Here is a 17,831-nt window from a genome sequence, read left to right on the forward strand (position 1 = left end):
GATGCAAAAGCTCGTACATGTGATCGGCGCGGGCCTCGCCGGTCTGGCCGCGGCGGTGCAATTGCAGCGCCGCGGCGCGCAAGTCGTGCTGCATGAAGCGTTGCCCCAGGCGGGAGGCCGTTGCCGTTCGTATTACGACAGTACGTTGGGCGCGACCATCGACAGCGGCAACCATCTGGTCCTGTCCGGCAACTACGCGACGCTTAACTACGTGCGTGCGATCGGCGCCGCCGATGAACTGACCGGACCGGCCCAGCCCGACTATCCGTTCGTGGATCTGGCCACGCGGGCACGCTGGACCGTGCGCATGTCGCCGGGCCGCTTGCCCTGGTGGATCTTCGATCCGAACGCACGCGTGCCGAACACAGGCCCGACCGACTATCTGGCGCTCGCGCCGCTGCTGTTCGCCAAACCTGGCCGCAGCATGGCGCAGACCATGCGCTGTAACGGCGCGCTGTGGGACCGCTTGCTGCGGCCGTTGTTTCTCACGATGCTGAACGTCGAGCCGCGTGAAGCCTCCGCGGAGCTGGCGGCCGCGATGGTCAGGGAGACTGTCATTGCCGGCGGTCAGGCGTGCCGGCCTCTGGTGGCGCGTAACGGACTGGGTAGCGCCTTTGTCGATCCGGCGTTGCGTCTGTTACAACATGGCGGCGCGGCGATCCGGCTCGGTTCGCGTCTGAAGGACATTGTGTTTGCCGACGCCGGCCGTGTGTCGTCGCTGAATTTCGCCGATGAAAGCATTGCGATCGAAGCGAACCAGGCCGTGGTCCTCGCGGTGTCACCGGAGATCGCACAGACGCTCGTGCCCGGCTTGCGCGCGCCCAATCGCTTCGCGGCGACCGCTAACGTGCATTTCGCGGTCGAGCCGCCGTTTGGTTTGCCGCCGATCACAGGGCTGCTCAATGCAACTGCCGATTGGCTGTTCGCGTTCGATGGCCGGCTCTCCGTGACGATCCACGCCGCGGATCGATGGCTCGACACGCCACACGAAGCACTGGTGAAAACCGTCTGGGCCGAAGTAGCCCAGGCGGCCAGTTTGCCGGCCGAACCGATGCCGGCCTGGCAAGTCGTGATGGAAAAGCGCGCGACGTTTGCCGCGTTGCCTGATCAGGAAACGCTGCGGCCCGGCACGCGTACTCGCTGGAATAACTTGATGCTCGCAGGCGACTGGACGGCCACCGGCTTGCCCGCGACGATTGAAGGCGCGATCCGCTCCGGTCAGAAGGCCGCGGATATGCTGCTGAATCAACCGATGGAACGCCGATGAACGACTTATCTCAAGCCCAGCAGTTGGGCGCCGTCCTGCCTGAATTCGCCGATGCGTCGCCTGACGCGCCGGCCGTTGCGCCGCAAGCGTCCGTAGCCTCGCTCGACGCCGCGATCACGCGCGCGACCGATGCGATCCTCGCCGCGCAGAGGCCGGACGGCCACTGGGTCTACGAACTCGAGGCCGACGCGACGATTCCCGCCGAATACGTGTTGCTGGTTCACTACCTCGGCGAAACGCCGAACCTGGAGCTGGAACAGAAGATCGCCCGCTACCTGCGCCGCATCCAGCTGGCGAACGGCGGCTGGCCGCTTTTTACCGACGGCGCGCTCGATATCAGCGCCAGCGTGAAGGCGTACTTCGCGCTGAAGATGATCGGCGATCCTGAAGACGCCGAGCACATGGCCCGCGCGCGCGAAGCGATTCTCGCGCACGGCGGCGCGGAAATGGCGAACGTGTTCACGCGGATTCTGCTCGCGTTGTTCGGCGTGGTGTCGTGGCGCGCGGTGCCGATGATGCCCGTCGAGATCATGCTGTTGCCCATGTGGTTCCCGTTCCATCTGTCGAAGGTGTCGTACTGGGCCCGCACGGTGATCGTGCCGCTGCTGGTGCTCAACGCGAAGCGGCCGGTCGCGCGCAATCCGCGCCGCGTGCGCATCGACGAGCTGTTCCGCGGCGCACCGGTCAATACCGGCATGCGTGAGCGAGCACCGCATCAACACCTCGGCTGGTTCCGCTTTTTCCGCGGTGTGGACGTGGTGCTGCGCGCGATCGACGGCCTGTTCCCGAAAGCGACGCGCGAACGCTCGGTGCGCGCGGCGGTAGCTTTCGTCGATGAACGGCTGAACGGCGAAGACGGCCTCGGCGCGATTTTCCCGGCGATGGCCAATTCGGTCATGATGTACGACGTGCTCGGCTATCCGGCCGATCATCCGAATCGCGCGATTGCCCGCCAGTCGATCGAAAAGCTGCTCGTTATCAAGGATGACGAAGCGTATTGCCAGCCGTGTTTGTCGCCGGTGTGGGATACCTCGCTCGCCGCGCATGCGTTGCTCGAAACCGGCGAAGCGCACGCCGAGCAGGCCGCTGAACGTGGGCTGGCATGGTTGCGTCCGCTGCAGATTCTCGACGTGCGCGGCGACTGGATCTCGCGCCGTTCGAACGTGCGGCCTGGCGGCTGGGCGTTCCAGTACAACAATGCATACTATCCGGACGTCGACGATACGGCCGTGGTGGCGATGGCGATGCAGCGTTCGGCGGCGCTGACGCAATCCGATGTCGATCGCGAAGCCATTGCGCGTGCGCGCGAATGGGTGGTCGGCATGCAGAGTAGCGATGGCGGCTGGGGCGCGTTCGAACCGGAAAACACGCAGTACTACCTGAACAACATTCCGTTCTCCGATCACGGCGCGTTGCTCGATCCGCCGACTGCGGACGTATCGGGGCGCTGTCTGTCGATGCTCGCGCAACTCGGCGAACTGCCGGTGGGCAGTGAACCGGCGCAACGCGCGTTCGATTACATGTTGAAGGAACAGGAATCGGACGGCAGCTGGTACGGGCGCTGGGGCCTGAACTACATCTACGGCACATGGACCGCGCTGTGTTCGCTGAACGCCGCGGGCATGCCGCACGACGACCCGCGCATCAAGCGCGCCGCGCAGTGGCTGCTGTCGATCCAGAACGACGACGGCGGCTGGGGCGAGGGCGGTGAGAGCTACAAGCTCGACTACCGCGGCTACGAGCGCGCGCTGAGCACGGCGTCGCAAACGGCATGGGCGCTGATGGGTTTGATGGCGGCAGGCGAGGTGAATCACGAGGCGGTCGCGCGCGGCATCGAGTATCTGCAGCGCGAACAGCGCGAGCATGGTCTGTGGGACGAAACGCGCTTTACCGCGACCGGCTTCCCGCGCGTGTTCTATCTGCGCTACCACGGCTATCGCAAGTTCTTCCCGCTGTGGGCGCTGGCACGCTTCCGGCATCTGAAACGTAACGGGCTGACGCGCGTCGCGGTCGGGATGTAACGGATGCCTCTTTCGACAACGCCGTTGTCCGACGCCGGCAGCAGTACCTTGCCGGTGATCGCGGTGACGGGCATGGCGTTCGAGGCGCGCATCGCGCGCGGCAAGGGCGTCGAGGTGGTGTACGCCGCGCGCGCCGATTTGCTCGAGCGCGCGCTGAGCGCGGCGGTTGCGCGTGGGTGTTCGGGGATTATTAGTTTTGGCACGGCGGGTGGTTTGGCGCCCGATCTGGAGCCGGGCACGCTGATCGTCGCGGACGCGGTCGAAGGGCCGTTTGGGCGGCTCGAAACCGATCCGCGATGGGCGGATAGGCTGGCTGCTGCGTTGGCAGTTGGGCCGCTTGTGGCGCGGCTGCGGCGCGGCTCGATGGCTGCCGTTAGTGCGCCTTTGGTCAGCGCTGACGATAAGCGCGTGTTGCATCGCTCGACCGGTGCTTTGGCCGTTGATATGGAATCGCATATTGCCGGGGCTGCTGCGGCGGCGCATGGTTTGCCGTTTGCCGTGTGCCGGGCGATTGTCGATCCGGCCTGGCGGACGTTGCCTTCGGCGGCTACGGCTGGCTTGCGGGATGATGGGAGTACTGCGCTTGCGCCGATTCTGCGGGAGTTGCTGCGGCAGCCGTCGCAGATTGGGGCGCTGATTCAGGTTGCTGTCGATGCCCGGGCGGCCCGGACTTCGCTGGTTCAGGCGCGGCATGCGATTGGCGAGGCTGGGGCCTTTCGGATGGGGGGCTGATGCCGTTTTCCTACGACGTTGGCCTTTCCTTGTTTTGTTAGTGGTCTATTAGCTTCGCCCCTGTGCGGGGCAGGCACTTACTTTCTTTGCCGCCGCAAAGAAAGTAAGCAAAGAAAGCGGCTTCACACCGCTAGTTCTTAAGCGGGTCCCCTAGCTTGGAGGAGGTAGTGGAGCATCTGGAATCGGTGCTCTCGCACACTCCGCGCCGGTGACAAGGCAGTCATTCTTCCGGCGGCGCTGCGCGCGCCGTGGCGGTACTTCCTGGGCTGCGCGCCTGTCTTCGTCTTCGCTTTCGTAAGCCGTAGTCCGTTCCCCATGACTCGCCGCGTTTTACGCGGCGTCCCGCTTTCGGGCGCCCCCGCGCGGCGCGCGCAGAGGCCGTGCCTGGACGCTTATTGGACTGCTGGTGTCGCGGCCGGCTGTTTGTTGTCCGTCGGCGTTGTCGCGCCGGAGGCCGCGGCCGGTGCCGCCGCCGGGGCACCCGGCGTCACGCCACCCGCGCCGCTCGCGGGCGTGTCGCCCGGGTCGGCGTAATTCGGTACGCCCGCCGGACCGCCTGCGGCGCTTCCGGAGGCGGCGTTTGGCGCTTGCCCTGCGTCACCCGGGTCTGTGTAGTTTGGCACGCCCGCCGGTGCGCCCGCTGCCGCGCCCTTGGCGGGCGCCGCGGATGCGCCGGAGTCGTCCTGGTCGTCGTAGTTCGGCGGCGGCGCCGCGCCTTCGCCGGTGGCGCGCAGACGCGCTTTGCGTTGCTGCGTATAGGCGTCGCGAACGAATGAATATTTGTCGAGCGCGGCCTGTTGCAGCAGGTCCGTCGCGCCCAGCAGGTCGGAGCGCACGCTCACGAACTGCAACACGTACAGCGGATTGCGCTCCGCCGGCTCGATGTAGTTCAGCGGGTTGAACTTCACGTCCACCACGAGACCCATGCTGTCGCGTACCGTGCTCGGACCGAACAGCGGCAAGACGAGGTACGGGCCCGATGGGATGCCCCAGTGGCCGAGCGTCAGACCGAAGTCCTGGTGGTGCTTCGGCAGGCCGGCCGGCGTCGCCCAGTCGAGCAGACCGCCCAGGCCGAAGGTCGAGTTGAACGCGAAGCGAATGATGTCTTCGGTCGCGTCGGTGATGTTCAACTGCAACAGGTTGTTCGCGGCGTTGGTCAGGTCGCCGAGATTCGAGAAGAAGTTGCTCACCGCCGTGCGCAACGGCTGCGGCGTGACCTTTTGATAACCCTTCGCGACCGGGACAGCGACATAGCGGTCAACGCCGTCGTTGAAGTTGAACACGACCCGGTTCACCGGTTCGAACGGGTCGCCAGGCTTGCGGTCGGGACCGGTCGCGCAGCCAGAGATCAGACCGGTGGCGACGAGCGCCAGCGCGGTGGTTCGCAGCTTCATGCTTAAATTCCTTTTTTCTTCGGACGACGTGGCCGCGGTTTGCCCATCAGTACGGGTTGGAACACCACCGCGCCGATCAGCGTGCAAAACAACGAGAGCGCCAACAAGCGTCCCATGCTGGACGTCCCCGGATGGTGCGACAGCCAGAGGCTGCCGAACGCTGTTGCCGTGGTCGCCGCGCTGAACAGCACGGCGTGCGTGAGGCTCGACTGCAGGAGGCCAGTCTGACCGTTGCGCCACGCCATGACAAAGTAAATCTTGAATGCTACGCCGACGCCCAGCATCAGCGGCAACGCGATGATATTCGCGAAGTTCAGCGGCATGCCGAATACCACGCACAATTCCAGTGTCACCAGCGCCGACACCAGCAGCGGCACCAGCGTGCGCAGCACGTCGCCGATCCGGCGCAGCGCAATCCACAGCAGAATCGCAATGGTCAGCAGCGCGTAGCCGGCCGCTTGCATGAACGCCTTGATGATGGTGTCGGCCGAATGCAGGATCGAAATCGGCCCGCCGATCGCGCCCGGTTCGGCCTTCTTCACCGCGTGCGCGAAGCGGGCGAGCATCGCGTCGTCGTTGGGATCGGCGCCGGGCTTGACCTTCGGCGCGATGTCGACGAGCGCGCGGCCATCCTTGGAAACCCAACTCCCGGAGATCTCCTTGGGCAGGTTGTCGCGGGTGATTTCGGTCGGTTGCAGCAGATCCGCCAGTTGCTTCAGCGCGATTCGCAGCGGTTCCGACATCGCGGTTTCGGCGCGGTCGCGCGTGGCGGCGTCCGCGGCGGCCAGCTTTTGCAGCGTCGCCGACAGATGCCTGGCTTCGGCGGCGCCGGGGCCCGGGTGATCGTCGGCGGCGAGCGCGAGCTGGTTCGACGCGCGTTTCAACGCGGCGACGCGCACCGCGTCCGTGGCTTGCGGCGCGGGCTGCTGCGTCAGCGCGGGCAAGAGTTGCTGCGCGGCGCTCGCGACCAGCATCAGCTTTTGCTGCTGCTCAGTCGGAATGAAGGTGTCGAGCGTGGTCACGCGGCCCACTTCAGGCAACGTTTGCAGATGCGCGGCCATGCGCTCCGCGTCCGCCAGCGACGGCGCCAGCGCTTGTACATTGTTGACCGCCGCTTCCGGCGAATCCTTCAGCGACAGCAGCGTCGCCATCGATTCCGTGTGCGGGTCCTTCAGATGCAGCGGGTTGAAGTCGAAGCGCAAATGCGTGAGCAGGGGCGCTGCGCCGATCACGACGATAAGCGTCGCAATCAGCACTGGCTTGCGGTGTTGATCGAGGAAATCGTCGACGGGCGCGAGTCGCGGGAAACCTGGCGACACGGGTTCGCCCGGCGGGTTGAAGACTTTCAGCAGCGCCGGCAGCAGCGTCATGTTGGTGAAGTACGCGACGAACATGCCGACACCGGCGATCTTGCCCAACTCCGACACGCCGCGATAAGCCGTCGGCAGGAACGAGAAGAAGCTTTCCGCGACCGCGACCGCCGCGAGCGTGAGCGGCACGCCGATGCTATGCGCGGTGTGGACGAGCGCGGCGGAGAGGCGGTCGTCGCGATTGCGTTCCTCGCGGTATTTGACGCCGAACTGCACGCCGAAATCGACCCCGAGCCCGACGAACAGCACCATGAACGCAACTGAAATCATGTTGAGCGCGCCGACCATCATCAAGCCGAGCGCGGCGGTGATTGCGAGACCGGCGAACAACGTGATGAACACAGCGAGGATCATGCGGCCCGAGCGCAACGCCAGCCACAAGATCACCAGCACGACGATAAAGGTGCCGATGCCGTTGAGCACCGCGCCGTCCTGGACCGACGCGAATTCCTCGTCGGCGAGCGGCTGTTCGCCGGTCAGACGGACGGTTGCGCCGTAGCGTGTATCCAGGTGCAGCGATGCGGCGGTGTCGCGAATTGCCTTCGACGCGCTTGCGCCTGCCTCGAGGGCGTCGTAGTTCACGACGGGCTGCACGGTAACAAACGCGCGCGCCGGATCGGTGGCGGTGCTCCTGTCGACCAGCGCGCGCCACGAAAACGCCGCTGGCTGCCCGGCCAGCACGCGATCGAGCACGGTCGCGCTTTGCGACAGCAGATGGCTCATGTCGGCGAGCTTCACCTGACCGATTTGCAGCGGCAACAGCAGGCTCGTCGTGAGCGTGCCGGCGAGGCCGGTCAGGCTCGGATCGTGGGCAAGGGCGTTGACCAGCGGCCGGGACTGGACGAGCTGCGAGGTGGTCGACATGACGTCATTGGTTGACGGGAACAACAGGCCATTGTGTTCGAAGAACGGGCCGCCGGCCGGTTGCGTGACCGCGACGAACTCCTTCGGGTCGGCTTTCAGCGCGGCGGTGAGCGCATTGGCTGCGGCATCGGCGAATTCGGGGGCGCGGGCTTCGACCACGACCAGCACGGTTTGACCGCGCTGGGGGAAGGCCGCGTCCAGTGCATCGCCGGGCGACGACCATTCCTTGTCGGCTTCGACGAGACGGCTGATATCCGTGTTGATCTTGAAATGATGGACGACGTAAAAGCTGCTCAGAACCGCGAGCACGAGCGAGAGGACGATGACGCTTATCGGATGGCGCACCGAATAGGCGACGAGACGGACGATAGATGACTTCAGCATGTAGGCGGAGGGGGCCTTCTTATCACGGATGGTGTTTTTGACGAAAGTGCACAAGTATACAGAGCCGGCGCGATCCGGCTCGTATTCGGCAGCAAGTGCGACGCTGGGCTTAAGGGGCCAGGGCGGGAACGCAATCTCGGTATACTGGTCTATCTTGCTTTTGCTGCCGGCTTGTTGGCTTGCCGGGGCTTACTTCTCAGGTGTTGACGAGCGTATGAAACGTTATTTGTCTGCTTTTCTGGCTGCGGCTGTGATGTCCACGGCGGCGTATGCACAAAGCGCGCCTGATGCGGTGGTGAAGAGTGCTGTTGAAGGCACTGTTGCCGCGATGAAGGCTGATCCGCAGGCGCGCGGTGGCGATATGAACAAGATCACCGAATTGGTGGAAACGCGATTTGTGCCCGCGACGGATTTTCAGCGTACTACGCGAATTGCTGTAGGCAAGGCGTGGAGTACTGCCTCGCCTGAGCAGCAGAAGCAGTTGTATGAGCAGTTTCAGATCCTGCTCGTGCGGACGTATGCTTCTTCGTTGTCGCAGCTGCGGGATCAGGATGTGAAGTTTAAGTTCTTACCGGTTAATGTGCCTGCCGGCGCTAAGGATGTGGTGGTGCAGTCGCACGTTATTAGTAATGGCGGTGATGATTCGATCGATTATCGGCTTACTAAGGGTGCCTCCGGCTGGAAGGTTTATGACATCAATATGATGGGGGCCTGGTTGATTCAGGTTTATCAAACGCAGTTTGCCGATCAGCTTTCTAAAGGCGGGGTTGATGGGTTGATTAAATTTTTGACTGCTCATAATGCGCGGAGCGCTGGGTGATTTTTGCGCGTAGCGCCTGATTGGTTTTTTTGCCTTTGGCGGCGGCATGGGTTGTGTGCCTGCGGTGTTGGCCTTTCCTTGTTTTCTTATTGGTTTATTAGCGTTCCCCCTGTGCGGGGGAGCACCTACTTTTCTTTGCCGCCGCAAAGAAAAGTAGGCAAAAGAAAGCGGCTCAAACCGCCAATTCTTAAGCAGGTCCCCTGGCTTGGAGGGGATAGTGGAGCATCTGGAATCGGTGCTCTCGCGCACTCCACCCTGGTGACAAGGCAGTCATACTTCCGGCGGCGCTGCGCGCGCCGATGCGGTACTTCATCAATCCGCCTGGCGGTTTGGGCGCCTGCGCCTGGTTCGGCGCGGTGGCTCGCACTCACGTCCCGAATGCCTGGCCCTCGTGTCCCCCTTGCCTTACCGAGGCGCTAGCGTTTCTCTCGAAGTGGTGGTCCGCACGTCCACCATTCAGCGCCTCGCCGAGGCGAAGCCGATGGCTCCCCACAGAAAAAGAATTACCCACCGGTTTCCCTGGCAGACCGTTCCGGCGAGCACGCAGTGCGAGGCGGGACGGATGATGCCGGAGGCGCACACGCCCCATCGGTTTTGAGAAGCGCCGCTACGGCGCGCGCAGCGCCGCCGGAAGCATGACGGCCTTGTCACCAGGGTGGAGTGTGCGAGAACACTGATTCCAGATGCTCCACTACCTCCTCCAAGCCAGGGGACCCGCTTAAGCGTTAGACAGTATGACTCCCGTGAGGCAAGGGCTGGCCTGCCGTGAGGAATCAAACGCGGGTTAGCATTGCTACCAGAGCCGCACGGTGCGGACGGGCCGCACCCGGCGAATTCCGGCACGGAGGCCAGCATGGAACACGATAGCACGCTGTACGTCGGTTGCGACGTTCACAAGGATTCGATCACGGTTGCCTATGCACTCGATGCGGGTGAGGTTGAACTGCTCGGCAAGACCGGTACGAGGCAGGCCGATATCGATCGCCTGTGCAAGCGCCTGCAGTCAAAGGCGCGCCGCATCCGCGTCGTCTACGAGGCGGGCCCGTGCGGCTATGGGCTTTACCGGCAACTCATCCAGAAAGGGTTCGACTGCATGGTGTGCGCACCTTCACTGATTCCCAGAAAGCCCGGTGAACGTGTGAAGACCGATCGACGTGATGCCGTGAAGCTCGTGCGCTCACTGCGCGCTGGCGACCTGTCAGCCGTGTACGTGCCCACCGTGGAGGATGAAGCGTTCCGCGATCTCTCACGTGCGTGGGTCAGTGCCAAAGACGATCTGAAGCGTGCGCGGCAACGGCTGAAAGCCTTTCTGCTCTCGCATGGGGTGCGCTATACAGGCCGCGCCGACTGGGGAGCGGCGCACCGGCGCTGGCTGGGCGCGTATGCATTCGACAGTGCATGGCAGCAGCTGGCGTTCGAGGAACATCGGCGCGCGATCGAGGACCGCCTCGCGCAATGCGAGCGCCTCGAAGCCGCGCTGCGCGAGGCCGTCGTCAACTGGCGCTTCTATCCGGCCGTGCTGGCCCTGCAGACCATGCGCGGCGTGCAGTTCACCACGGCCGTGGGCATGCTCGCGGAGCTGGGTGAGCTGTCGCGTTTTGCACACCCGCGCCAGTTGATGGCCTGGCTGGGCGTGACGCCCTCGGAACACTCGTCAGGCGAGAAGCGCCGTCAGGGCAGTATCACGAAGAACGGCAACAGCTACGCGAGAAAGCTGCTCGTCGAAGCTGCCTGGAGCTACCGGCATACGGCCCGTGTCAGTCCCGACATCCAGCGCCGCCACGAAGGCATCCCCAAGCCGATCGTTGATCGCGCCTGGGACGCACAGGTGCGCCTGTGCCGACGCTATCGCAAGCTGGTCGCGCGCGGCAAGCAGAAGAACATCGCGGTGGTCGCGGTTGCCCGCGAACTGGCAGGTTTTATCTGGGACGTCAGCCGGCTCGCGATGTCGCTGGCCGTACCGCACGAGGTGCGCCTGGCATGATGCAACATCCAGCCCCGTTGCCCCAACCTGACACTGGAGGAGTTTCCTGAAGGCGGCGTAGCCCGGCACACGAGTAACCCGCGACACCGCTACGCAACGGATTGCATCCGACTTGCGGCTTTAGATTGCGGCAGGCTCATTGGGCGGACCTCTGTAATGCGGTACCCAACCCGCGGATATCAGCGTGATCCACCGTCGAGATGTACTGCTACGTCGCCCTCAGGAAATTCAGGTAAATATGAATTTGAGAAACCGAAAAACCGATCCCGATTGACACCGGGAGTCATATCAGCGGTGTGAAGCCGCTTTCTTTGCTTACTTTCTTTGCGGCGGCAAAGAAAGTAAGTGCCTGCCCCGCACAGGGGCGAAGCTAATAGACCACCAGGAATTCAAGGAAAGGCCAACACCGCAGGCGCACAGAGATAAGCACCGCGAAGGTAAAGAGAAAGCAAAGGCCAACACCGCAGGCACACAGCCATAAAGCGCCGCGCAGGCAAAAAAGACCAAAAAAAAGCGCGATAGCAACAAAGCCACCGCGCTTTCAAAAAACCTGCAGGGTAAGGGGCATGCAAAACCGCCCCTATAAACCAAATCTCAGTGTGCAGAAGCCGTCTGCACCTTCTTACCCTTACCAGCCCGCTGGATTTCATCCAGCTTGATCTCGACATGTCGAGAAAAAACATACTCAGCAGGACGCTGCTTATCCAAAGGAATATCCTTGGTAAAAGCACCCGAAGTCTTAGGCCCCCGAAGGCTAACCTTCAAAGCCTTCAACGGATGCGCAACCGTATCCATCACCGCGGTAGCTTCAAACCCACAGTGCACCATGCAGTCAGCGCACTTCTCATAGTTACCGGTACCGTAGTTATCCCAGTTCGTGGTTTCCATCAGTTCCTTGAAGGTCTTCACATACCCTTCGCCGACCAGATAGCACGGCTTCTGCCACCCAAACACGGTACGTGCCGGATTACCCCACGGCGTGCACTCGTACGTCTGGTTGCCGGCCAGGAAATCCAGGAACATCGCCGACTGGCTGAACGACCAGTTCTTGCCGTTGTTGCCGCGCTTGAAAATCTCGCGGAACAGATGCTTGGTCTTGTCGCGGTTCAGGAAGTGCTGCTGATCCGGCGCGCGCTCATACGCATAACCCGGCGAGACGGTGATGCCGTCCACGCCCATCGGGCCCAGCGTGTCGAAGAACGCTGCAACACGTTCCGGCACCGCGTCGTTGAACAGCGTGCAGTTGATGTTCACGCGGAAACCACGGCGCTTGGCTTCCTTGATCGCAGCGACAGCCTTGTCGTACACGCCTTCCTGCGACACCGAGTGATCGTGCGCCTGCTGGTCGCCGTCCAGGTGAACCGACCAGACGAAGTACGGATTCGGCTCGTAATCGTCCATCTTCTTTTCCATCAGCAGCGCATTCGTGCAAAGGTACACGAACTTCTTGCGCGCGATGATGCCCTTCACGATCTGCGGCATTTCCTTGTGCAGCAGCGGCTCGCCGCCTGCAATCGACACCACCGGTGCGCCGCATTCGTCGACAGCGCCAAGGCACTCTTCGAGCGACAGACGCTGGTTCAGGATGGGATCCGGATAATCGATCTTGCCGCAGCCATTGCAGGCAAGATTGCAGCGGAACAGCGGCTCCAGCATTAATGCGAGCGGGTAGCGTTTGTTGCCAGACAGATGCTGACGCATGATGTATGAGCCAACCCGGACTTTCTGTAGCAGCGGAATAGACAAGACGTCCTCCTTAAACTTCGCGTGCAGCGAGTGGTTGCATCAGTTTCGATGGCAACTTGAATTCGACTGTTTCTTCACGGCCCGCCATCGTCGTGACCTCGACGGACCCCAATGCGCGCAGCGCATCGATTACGTTCTTCACCATTTCTTCCGGCGCCGAAGCGCCCGCCGTGATGCCGACGGCTTGCACGTTCGCAAACCACTCCGGCTTCACTTCCGAACCGTCGGCGACGAGATAACTCGCGACGCCGCTTTCGCTGCCGATCTCGCGCAGCCGGTTCGAGTTCGAACTGTTGGTTGCGCCCACCACCAGCAGCACATCGACCTGCTTGCTCAGCTCGCGAACCGCCGCCTGACGGTTTTGCGTCGCGTAGCAGATATCGCGCGTGTCAGGACCGACGATGTCGGTGAAGCGGCGCAACAGGGCGTCGATAATGCCACGGGTGTCGTCGACCGACAGCGTGGTCTGCGTGACGTAGGCGAGCGGCGTATCGAGGGGCAGATCCAGATGCGCAACTTCGGCTTCGCTCTGCACCAGCAGCACCGCGCCGGGAATCTGTCCGATCGTGCCTTCGACTTCCGGGTGCCCGGCGTGGCCGATCAGAATCAGCGTGCGCCCCGCGGCCACATACTGGCGGCCCTGCACATGAACCTTGGTGACCAGCGGGCAGGTCGCGTCGAGCACGTCGAGGCCACGCTGTTCCGCGTCGCGCTCGACCGTTTGCGCAACACCGTGAGCGCTGAAAATCGCCACGGCGCCTTGCGGTACTTCATCGAGCTCTTCGACAAAGCGCGCACCCTTTTGGCGCAGATTGTCGACCACATGGCGGTTGTGGACAATCTCGTGGCGCACGTACACGGGTGCGCCGTGTTGCTGTAACGCGCGATCGACAATCTCGATCGCACGAACAACACCCGCACAAAAGCCGCGGGGTTGAGCAAGGATGACTCGCATAAGTTGGCGAACTCCGACTGACGCGGGTTTCGAACAAGTCGGTAAAAATGACTTTATCGCCGCGACCATCATATTTAGTTGGTGTTTTGAGTCCGGCGTAAGGCCGGTACAGCAAAACCAAACGCGCATTCTAACGCTATCGCGGCCGCTTTGCTTTGGCGCGCCCGCCCAGGTGTTGGGCCGGCGCCGCAACCGCCGGCTCGCCGTCCGGCGGGGCATCCGCGTCTCGCGCGGCAATGATTACACGCTGCACCGGTTTATCGGAACCCTTAAACTACGAGGTCCTGCGGCACACGTTTGCCGCCGCAATACAGAATGAATCCGAGGCTCGCTGGATGGACGTCGATCACTACGAAAATTTTCCGGTCGCGAGTGTGTTGCTGCCAAAGGCGCTGCGCGCGCCAGCCGGCATTATCTATCACGTTGCCCGCACCGCCGGCGACATCGCCGACGAAGGCGACTGGAGCCCGGCGGAGCGGCATGCGCGCCTCGCCGACTTTCGCGCCGGCCTCGACGCCGTGGCGGCCGGTCGCGCCGCGCCAGTGCACCCGCTTCTGTTCGGCAAGCTGGCCGGCGTAGTCGCCCAGTATAAGCTGCCGCTCGCGCCGTTCTACGAGCTGGTGCAGGCCTGCGATCAGGACATCGACACCCGCCGTTACGCGGACCGTAGCGCGCTACTCGACTATTGCCGCCACTCGGCGAACCCGATCGGGCATCTGATGCTGCATCTGATGGGCGGCGCCACGCCGGCGAATCTGGTTGATTCCGATGCGATCTGCACGGGGTTGCAACTGGTCAGCTTCTGGCAGGACGTCGCGACGGACTGGAAAAAAGACCGCGTTTATCTGCCGCTCGCGGAACTGCAACGCTTCAATGTGACCGGAGCGCAAATCGCCAACGGCGTCGTCGACAATGCATGGCGGGCGCTGATGGCCCAAGAAATTTCGGCGGTCCGGGCGATGCTCGTAAGCGGCGCGCCGCTCGCGTTGCGTATCCCAGGGCGTTTGGGCCTCGCGTTGTGCGGCGCCGTGCACGGCGGCTTGCGCATCCTCGAGCGGATCGAAATGGCCGGCTACGACGTGTTTCGCGAGCGGCCTGTGCTGAGCAGTTTTGACTGGTGCGTTGTGGCGGCGCGCACCGTCGCTATGTGGCTGTCGCGGCGCGTCGGCGCGCAGGCGCGTTCAATCGAGGGTAATGCTTAATGGCGGTGGTTCTGTTTCTTCTTTCGTGTCTGTCGTTGTTGATCTGGTGCGTGTTGCTGTTCGCGCGTGGCGGTTTCTGGCGGGCCCGTCCTGCCGCGCCGCTGGCGCTCGAGCCGCGCGAAACATGGCCGGCGGTCGCGGCGGTCGTGCCGGCGCGCAATGAAGTCGATGTGATCGCCGAGGCCGTCACCACCTTGCTTCAGCAGGACTATCCTGGCGAATTCCACGTGATCGTCGTCGACGACCACAGTACCGACGGCACCGCCGACGCCGCCCGCGCCGCGGCATTGCAACTGCAATGCGCGGACCGTCTGACGGTGCTGAGCGCGAAACCGCTGCCGCCGGGCTGGTCCGGCAAGGTATGGGCGCAGTCGCAAGGCATCGAGGCGGTGCGCACGCTCGATCTGCCGGCCGATTTCCTGTTATTGACCGACGCCGACATCGGCCATCCCGCCGACGCTGTCTCCCAGCTCATTGCCCGAGCGGAGGCGGAAAAGCGCGACCTCGTCTCGCTGATGGTCCGTCTGCGTTGCGATTCGTTCTGGGAAAAGGCGCTGATTCCGGCCTTCGTGTTCTTCTTCGCCAAGCTGTACCCGTTCGCGTGGGTCAACAACCCGCGCAATCGCACGGCGGCGGCGGCGGGCGGCTGCATGCTGGTCCGGCGCAGCGCGCTCGAAGAAGCGGGCGGCATCGAGTCGATTCGTGCGGAACTGATCGACGATTGCAGCCTCGCCGCGCGTATCAAGCATCGCGGCGCCGGGCGTCATCCGATTCGTCTGGATGTGGCGGCGCGCAGCGTGTCGCTGCGTCCATACGATAGCTGGCGCGAGATCTGGAACATGATCGCGCGCACCGCATTCACGCAACTGCATTACTCGCCGTTGCTGCTGGTGGGCACCTTGGCGGGCATGACGATCATCTATCTGATGCCGCCCGTCGCCGCGCTGCTGCTCGGTCCGACAGGCTGGCCCGCGTGGCTTGCCTGGGCGGCGATGTGCTGCGCCTATGCGCCGATGCTGCGCTACTACCGCCGCTCGCCGTTGTGGGCGCCGTTCCTGCCGCTGGTCGCGCTGTTCTATGTGGGCGCAACGTTTGCGTCGGCGGTGCGGTACTGGCGCGGCAAGGGCGGGCAATGGAAGGCGCGCGTGCAGGCGCCGGTGCAGGAGCGCTGAAGAGGAGCACTGAAGCGCGCGCGAATACGTAATGACGCGATGACGCGGATTTGTCGGATGAAAAAGCGGCGCTCAAGGGCGCCGCTTTTTCATATCACCCCTTCGTGAGCAGCATGTACAGCTGAATCACCATGTCGGGCGAGAAGGTGAACGGCACCCAGCCGTGGCCGGTGTGGCGCATAACCAGCAGGCGGTCGCCATTCGACTGTTTCTGCACCGCCATGACCGGGTTCTTCGTCGAGACGAAGCGCCAGCCCGGCGGAATGCCCGGAGGCGGCTCCGGCGTCATCGACGCGCGCGCGTTCGACAATTCCTCGATCAGTTGCCCGATCTGCTCAGCACGCAATGCGACCGTCTGGCCGCCGATCGTCATCGTGATTTCGTTCTGAGCGGGGCGGTTGATTTCGAGCGTCGGCTGGATTTGCGCGGCCGGTTGTTCGGTTAGCGCCGATGTTTCTGCTGCCTGTGCTTCAGGCGCAGCGTCTTCCGCTACGGATGCCGGCGTGGCGACGTGATCCACCGGCGCTTGCGGCGCGGCAGTTTCTGCGGGTGTCTCGGGGATGTTTTCGGCCTGCGGGGCCACGACAGCCTGGATGAGCTGATCGACGCCCATTTCCAGCGCGCCGAGCTGTTCATGAAGATTCATGCGAGGTTTCTCTGGTAAGACCCACGATTTTACCTGCTGCGCGTAGGCTTTTACCTGTCGCAAACAAAGTGACGTTGTAACAAAATGCGTGCGGGCCGCGCCGAATCGCGCGGCCCGGCCTGATTTTCATGCAAGCGTCAGGGCTTCAGATAGCCCGCTTGCCTGAACCATTCGAGTGCATCGCTCAGGCCTTCGCGATACGGCCGCGCGCGATAGCCGAGCTCGCGCTCCGCCTTCGCCGACGTGAAGTACATCTTGTTCTTCGACATCTTCAAGCCGTCGACGGTGACGAACGGCTCGCGCTTCGTGAACTTCGCGACCGCTTCAGCGCCTACCGCCAACGGATAGAGCGGCCAGCGCGGCAAACTCAGCGTCGGCGCTTTGCGGCCGGTCAGCGCGGCGATATCCGCGAGCATCGCCTGCAGCGGCAGATTTTCGCCGCCGAGAATATAGCGCTCGCCGATCTTGCCGCGTTCGAGCGCGAGAAAATGGCCGGCGGCCACGTCGTCCACGTGCACGAGGTTCAGACCCGTATCGACGAACGCGGGAATCTTGCCGAGCGCCGCTTCGACGATGATGCGTCCGGTCGGCGTCGGCTTGACGTCGCGCGGACCGATCGGCGTGGACGGATTGACGATCACCGCGGGCAGGCCGTCCTCGGCGATCATCCGTTCCACCGCGCGTTCGGCCAGCACTTTGCTGCGCTTGTAGACGCCGATCGCCTGGTCGGCTTTGAGCGGCGAGGTTTCGTCGGCGGATTGGCCGGAACTGGTGACCTTCAGCGTGGCCACGCTGCTCGTGTAGACGATGCGTTCGACGCCTTCTTTCAACGCCGCGCGCATCGTGGCCTCGGTGCCTTCGAGGTTCGAGCGTTCGATTTCGCTCGGGTCCGGCGCCCACAAGCGATAGTCGGCGGCGACGTGCAGCAGATAGCGCACACCGCGCAGCGCGACGCGCATCGACGCTTCGTCGCGCATATCGCCGACGACGATTTCCGCATCCAGCGCCTCGACGTTTTGACGCGGACTGGTGGCGCGCACCAGCACACGCACCTTGAAACCCTTCTGCTGCGCGATGCGCGCCACCGACGAGCCGACGAAGCCGGATGCGCCGGTCACCAGCACGAGATCGCGATTCTGTTCGGTCATTCTCTTTCCATTCCCCGCGTGACAGTCGACGGATTGTACGTGGCGCGCGCGGCGCGTGTCGCCCCGCGTAGTCGGCGAGCAAGCCGCCGAGCAATCTCGGCGCGACGCGGCTAGAATGCCGGCTTG

Annotated in this window: 13 protein-coding genes; 7 read left to right on the plus strand and 6 right to left on the minus strand. The window is 63.5% G+C overall.

Going from position 1 to position 17,831, the window contains the following annotated elements:
• Position 1 precedes the first annotated feature (1 nt).
• The 3 genes from hpnE to AC3WOG_RS20975 are packed head-to-tail and all read left to right on the plus strand — an operon-like array spanning position 2 to position 4,020.
• Positions 2-1,267, plus strand: a complete 1,266-nt coding sequence (gene hpnE, locus AC3WOG_RS20965) for a hydroxysqualene dehydroxylase HpnE (protein ID WP_492579883.1) — start codon at positions 2-4, stop codon at positions 1,265-1,267.
• Positions 1,264-3,288 (plus strand): squalene--hopene cyclase, encoded by a 2,025-nt coding sequence (gene shc / locus AC3WOG_RS20970; protein ID WP_492579884.1) that lies wholly within the window; start codon positions 1,264-1,266, stop codon positions 3,286-3,288. The genes hpnE and shc overlap by 4 nt, the downstream gene beginning before the upstream one ends.
• A gap of 3 nt (positions 3,289-3,291) precedes the next feature.
• Positions 3,292-4,020 carry a phosphorylase gene (locus tag AC3WOG_RS20975; protein ID WP_492579885.1) on the plus strand — a complete coding sequence of 243 codons (729 nt, stop codon included), beginning with the start codon at positions 3,292-3,294 and terminating at the stop codon, positions 4,018-4,020.
• 392 nt (positions 4,021-4,412) lie between these two features.
• Here the strand turns inward: AC3WOG_RS20975 and AC3WOG_RS20980 are convergent, their stop codons facing one another.
• On the minus strand, positions 4,413-5,414 hold the full coding sequence (locus AC3WOG_RS20980; RefSeq protein WP_492579886.1) for an MlaA family lipoprotein: 1,002 nt from the start codon (positions 5,412-5,414) through the stop codon (positions 4,413-4,415).
• Positions 5,415-5,416: 2 nt separating this feature from the next.
• A complete protein-coding gene (gene hpnN, locus AC3WOG_RS20985; RefSeq protein ID WP_492579887.1) occupies positions 5,417-8,032 on the minus strand; it encodes a hopanoid transporter HpnN in 2,616 nt (871 codons plus the stop codon).
• A 214-nt stretch (positions 8,033-8,246) separates the two neighbouring features.
• On the opposite strand from hpnN, the gene AC3WOG_RS20990 reads away from it, so the two are divergent.
• Together AC3WOG_RS20990 and AC3WOG_RS20995 are read left to right on the plus strand one after the other, a co-directional pair.
• The gene (locus AC3WOG_RS20990) at positions 8,247-8,852 is read left to right on the plus strand and encodes an MlaC/ttg2D family ABC transporter substrate-binding protein (RefSeq protein ID WP_492579888.1); all 606 of its coding nucleotides are present in this window, start codon (positions 8,247-8,249) and stop codon (positions 8,850-8,852) included.
• A gap of 853 nt (positions 8,853-9,705) precedes the next feature.
• Complete coding sequence (locus AC3WOG_RS20995) at positions 9,706-10,836, plus strand: IS110 family RNA-guided transposase (protein ID WP_492579889.1); 1,131 nt, start codon at positions 9,706-9,708, stop codon at positions 10,834-10,836.
• A gap of 594 nt (positions 10,837-11,430) precedes the next feature.
• On the opposite strand, the gene hpnH is transcribed toward AC3WOG_RS20995, so the two are convergent.
• Together hpnH and ispH are read right to left on the minus strand one after the other, a co-directional pair.
• Entirely contained in the window at positions 11,431-12,582 is a 1,152-nt protein-coding gene (gene hpnH / locus AC3WOG_RS21000; protein WP_492579890.1) for an adenosyl-hopene transferase HpnH, read from the minus strand.
• Between the two features lie 10 nt (positions 12,583-12,592).
• A complete protein-coding gene (gene ispH / locus AC3WOG_RS21005) occupies positions 12,593-13,537 on the minus strand; it encodes a 4-hydroxy-3-methylbut-2-enyl diphosphate reductase (RefSeq protein WP_492579891.1) in 945 nt (314 codons plus the stop codon).
• 335 nt (positions 13,538-13,872) lie between these two features.
• Between ispH and hpnC the strand changes: the two genes are divergently transcribed.
• A complete protein-coding gene (hpnC, locus tag AC3WOG_RS21010; RefSeq protein WP_492579892.1) occupies positions 13,873-14,739 on the plus strand; it encodes a squalene synthase HpnC in 867 nt (288 codons plus the stop codon).
• Positions 14,739-15,911 carry a glycosyltransferase gene (locus tag AC3WOG_RS21015; RefSeq protein WP_492579893.1) on the plus strand — a complete coding sequence of 391 codons (1,173 nt, stop codon included), beginning with the start codon at positions 14,739-14,741 and terminating at the stop codon, positions 15,909-15,911. The genes hpnC and AC3WOG_RS21015 overlap by 1 nt, the downstream gene beginning before the upstream one ends.
• Positions 15,912-16,005: 94 nt before the next feature.
• Here the strand turns inward: AC3WOG_RS21015 and AC3WOG_RS21020 are convergent, their stop codons facing one another.
• The gene (locus AC3WOG_RS21020; protein ID WP_492579894.1) at positions 16,006-16,557 is read right to left on the minus strand and encodes a hypothetical protein; all 552 of its coding nucleotides are present in this window, start codon (positions 16,555-16,557) and stop codon (positions 16,006-16,008) included.
• A 137-nt stretch (positions 16,558-16,694) separates the two neighbouring features.
• Positions 16,695-17,705, minus strand: a complete 1,011-nt coding sequence (gene hpnA / locus AC3WOG_RS21025; protein ID WP_492579895.1) for a hopanoid-associated sugar epimerase — start codon at positions 17,703-17,705, stop codon at positions 16,695-16,697.
• Positions 17,706-17,831: the final 126 nt, after the last annotated feature.

This window comes from Paraburkholderia sp. FW306-02-B (assembly GCF_058782725.1).

Excerpts from the sequence above, each read along its gene's own strand:
- hpnE (WP_492579883.1), top strand. The coding sequence starts at position 2 with ATGCAAAAGCTCGTACATGTGATCGGCGCGGGCCTCGCCGGTCTGGCC.
- shc (WP_492579884.1), top strand. The coding sequence starts at position 1,264 with ATGAACGACTTATCTCAAGCCCAGCAGTTGGGCGCCGTCCTGCCTGAA.
- AC3WOG_RS20975 (WP_492579885.1), top strand. The coding sequence starts at position 3,292 with ATGCCTCTTTCGACAACGCCGTTGTCCGACGCCGGCAGCAGTACCTTG.
- AC3WOG_RS20980 (WP_492579886.1), bottom strand. The coding sequence starts at position 5,414 with ATGAAGCTGCGAACCACCGCGCTGGCGCTCGTCGCCACCGGTCTGATC.
- hpnN (WP_492579887.1), bottom strand. The coding sequence starts at position 8,032 with ATGCTGAAGTCATCTATCGTCCGTCTCGTCGCCTATTCGGTGCGCCAT.
- AC3WOG_RS20990 (WP_492579888.1), top strand. The coding sequence starts at position 8,247 with ATGAAACGTTATTTGTCTGCTTTTCTGGCTGCGGCTGTGATGTCCACG.
- AC3WOG_RS20995 (WP_492579889.1), top strand. The coding sequence starts at position 9,706 with ATGGAACACGATAGCACGCTGTACGTCGGTTGCGACGTTCACAAGGAT.
- ispH (WP_492579891.1), bottom strand. The coding sequence starts at position 13,537 with ATGCGAGTCATCCTTGCTCAACCCCGCGGCTTTTGTGCGGGTGTTGTT.
- hpnC (WP_492579892.1), top strand. The coding sequence starts at position 13,873 with ATGGACGTCGATCACTACGAAAATTTTCCGGTCGCGAGTGTGTTGCTG.
- AC3WOG_RS21015 (WP_492579893.1), top strand. The coding sequence starts at position 14,739 with ATGGCGGTGGTTCTGTTTCTTCTTTCGTGTCTGTCGTTGTTGATCTGG.
- AC3WOG_RS21020 (WP_492579894.1), bottom strand. The coding sequence starts at position 16,557 with ATGAATCTTCATGAACAGCTCGGCGCGCTGGAAATGGGCGTCGATCAG.
- hpnA (WP_492579895.1), bottom strand. The coding sequence starts at position 17,705 with ATGACCGAACAGAATCGCGATCTCGTGCTGGTGACCGGCGCATCCGGC.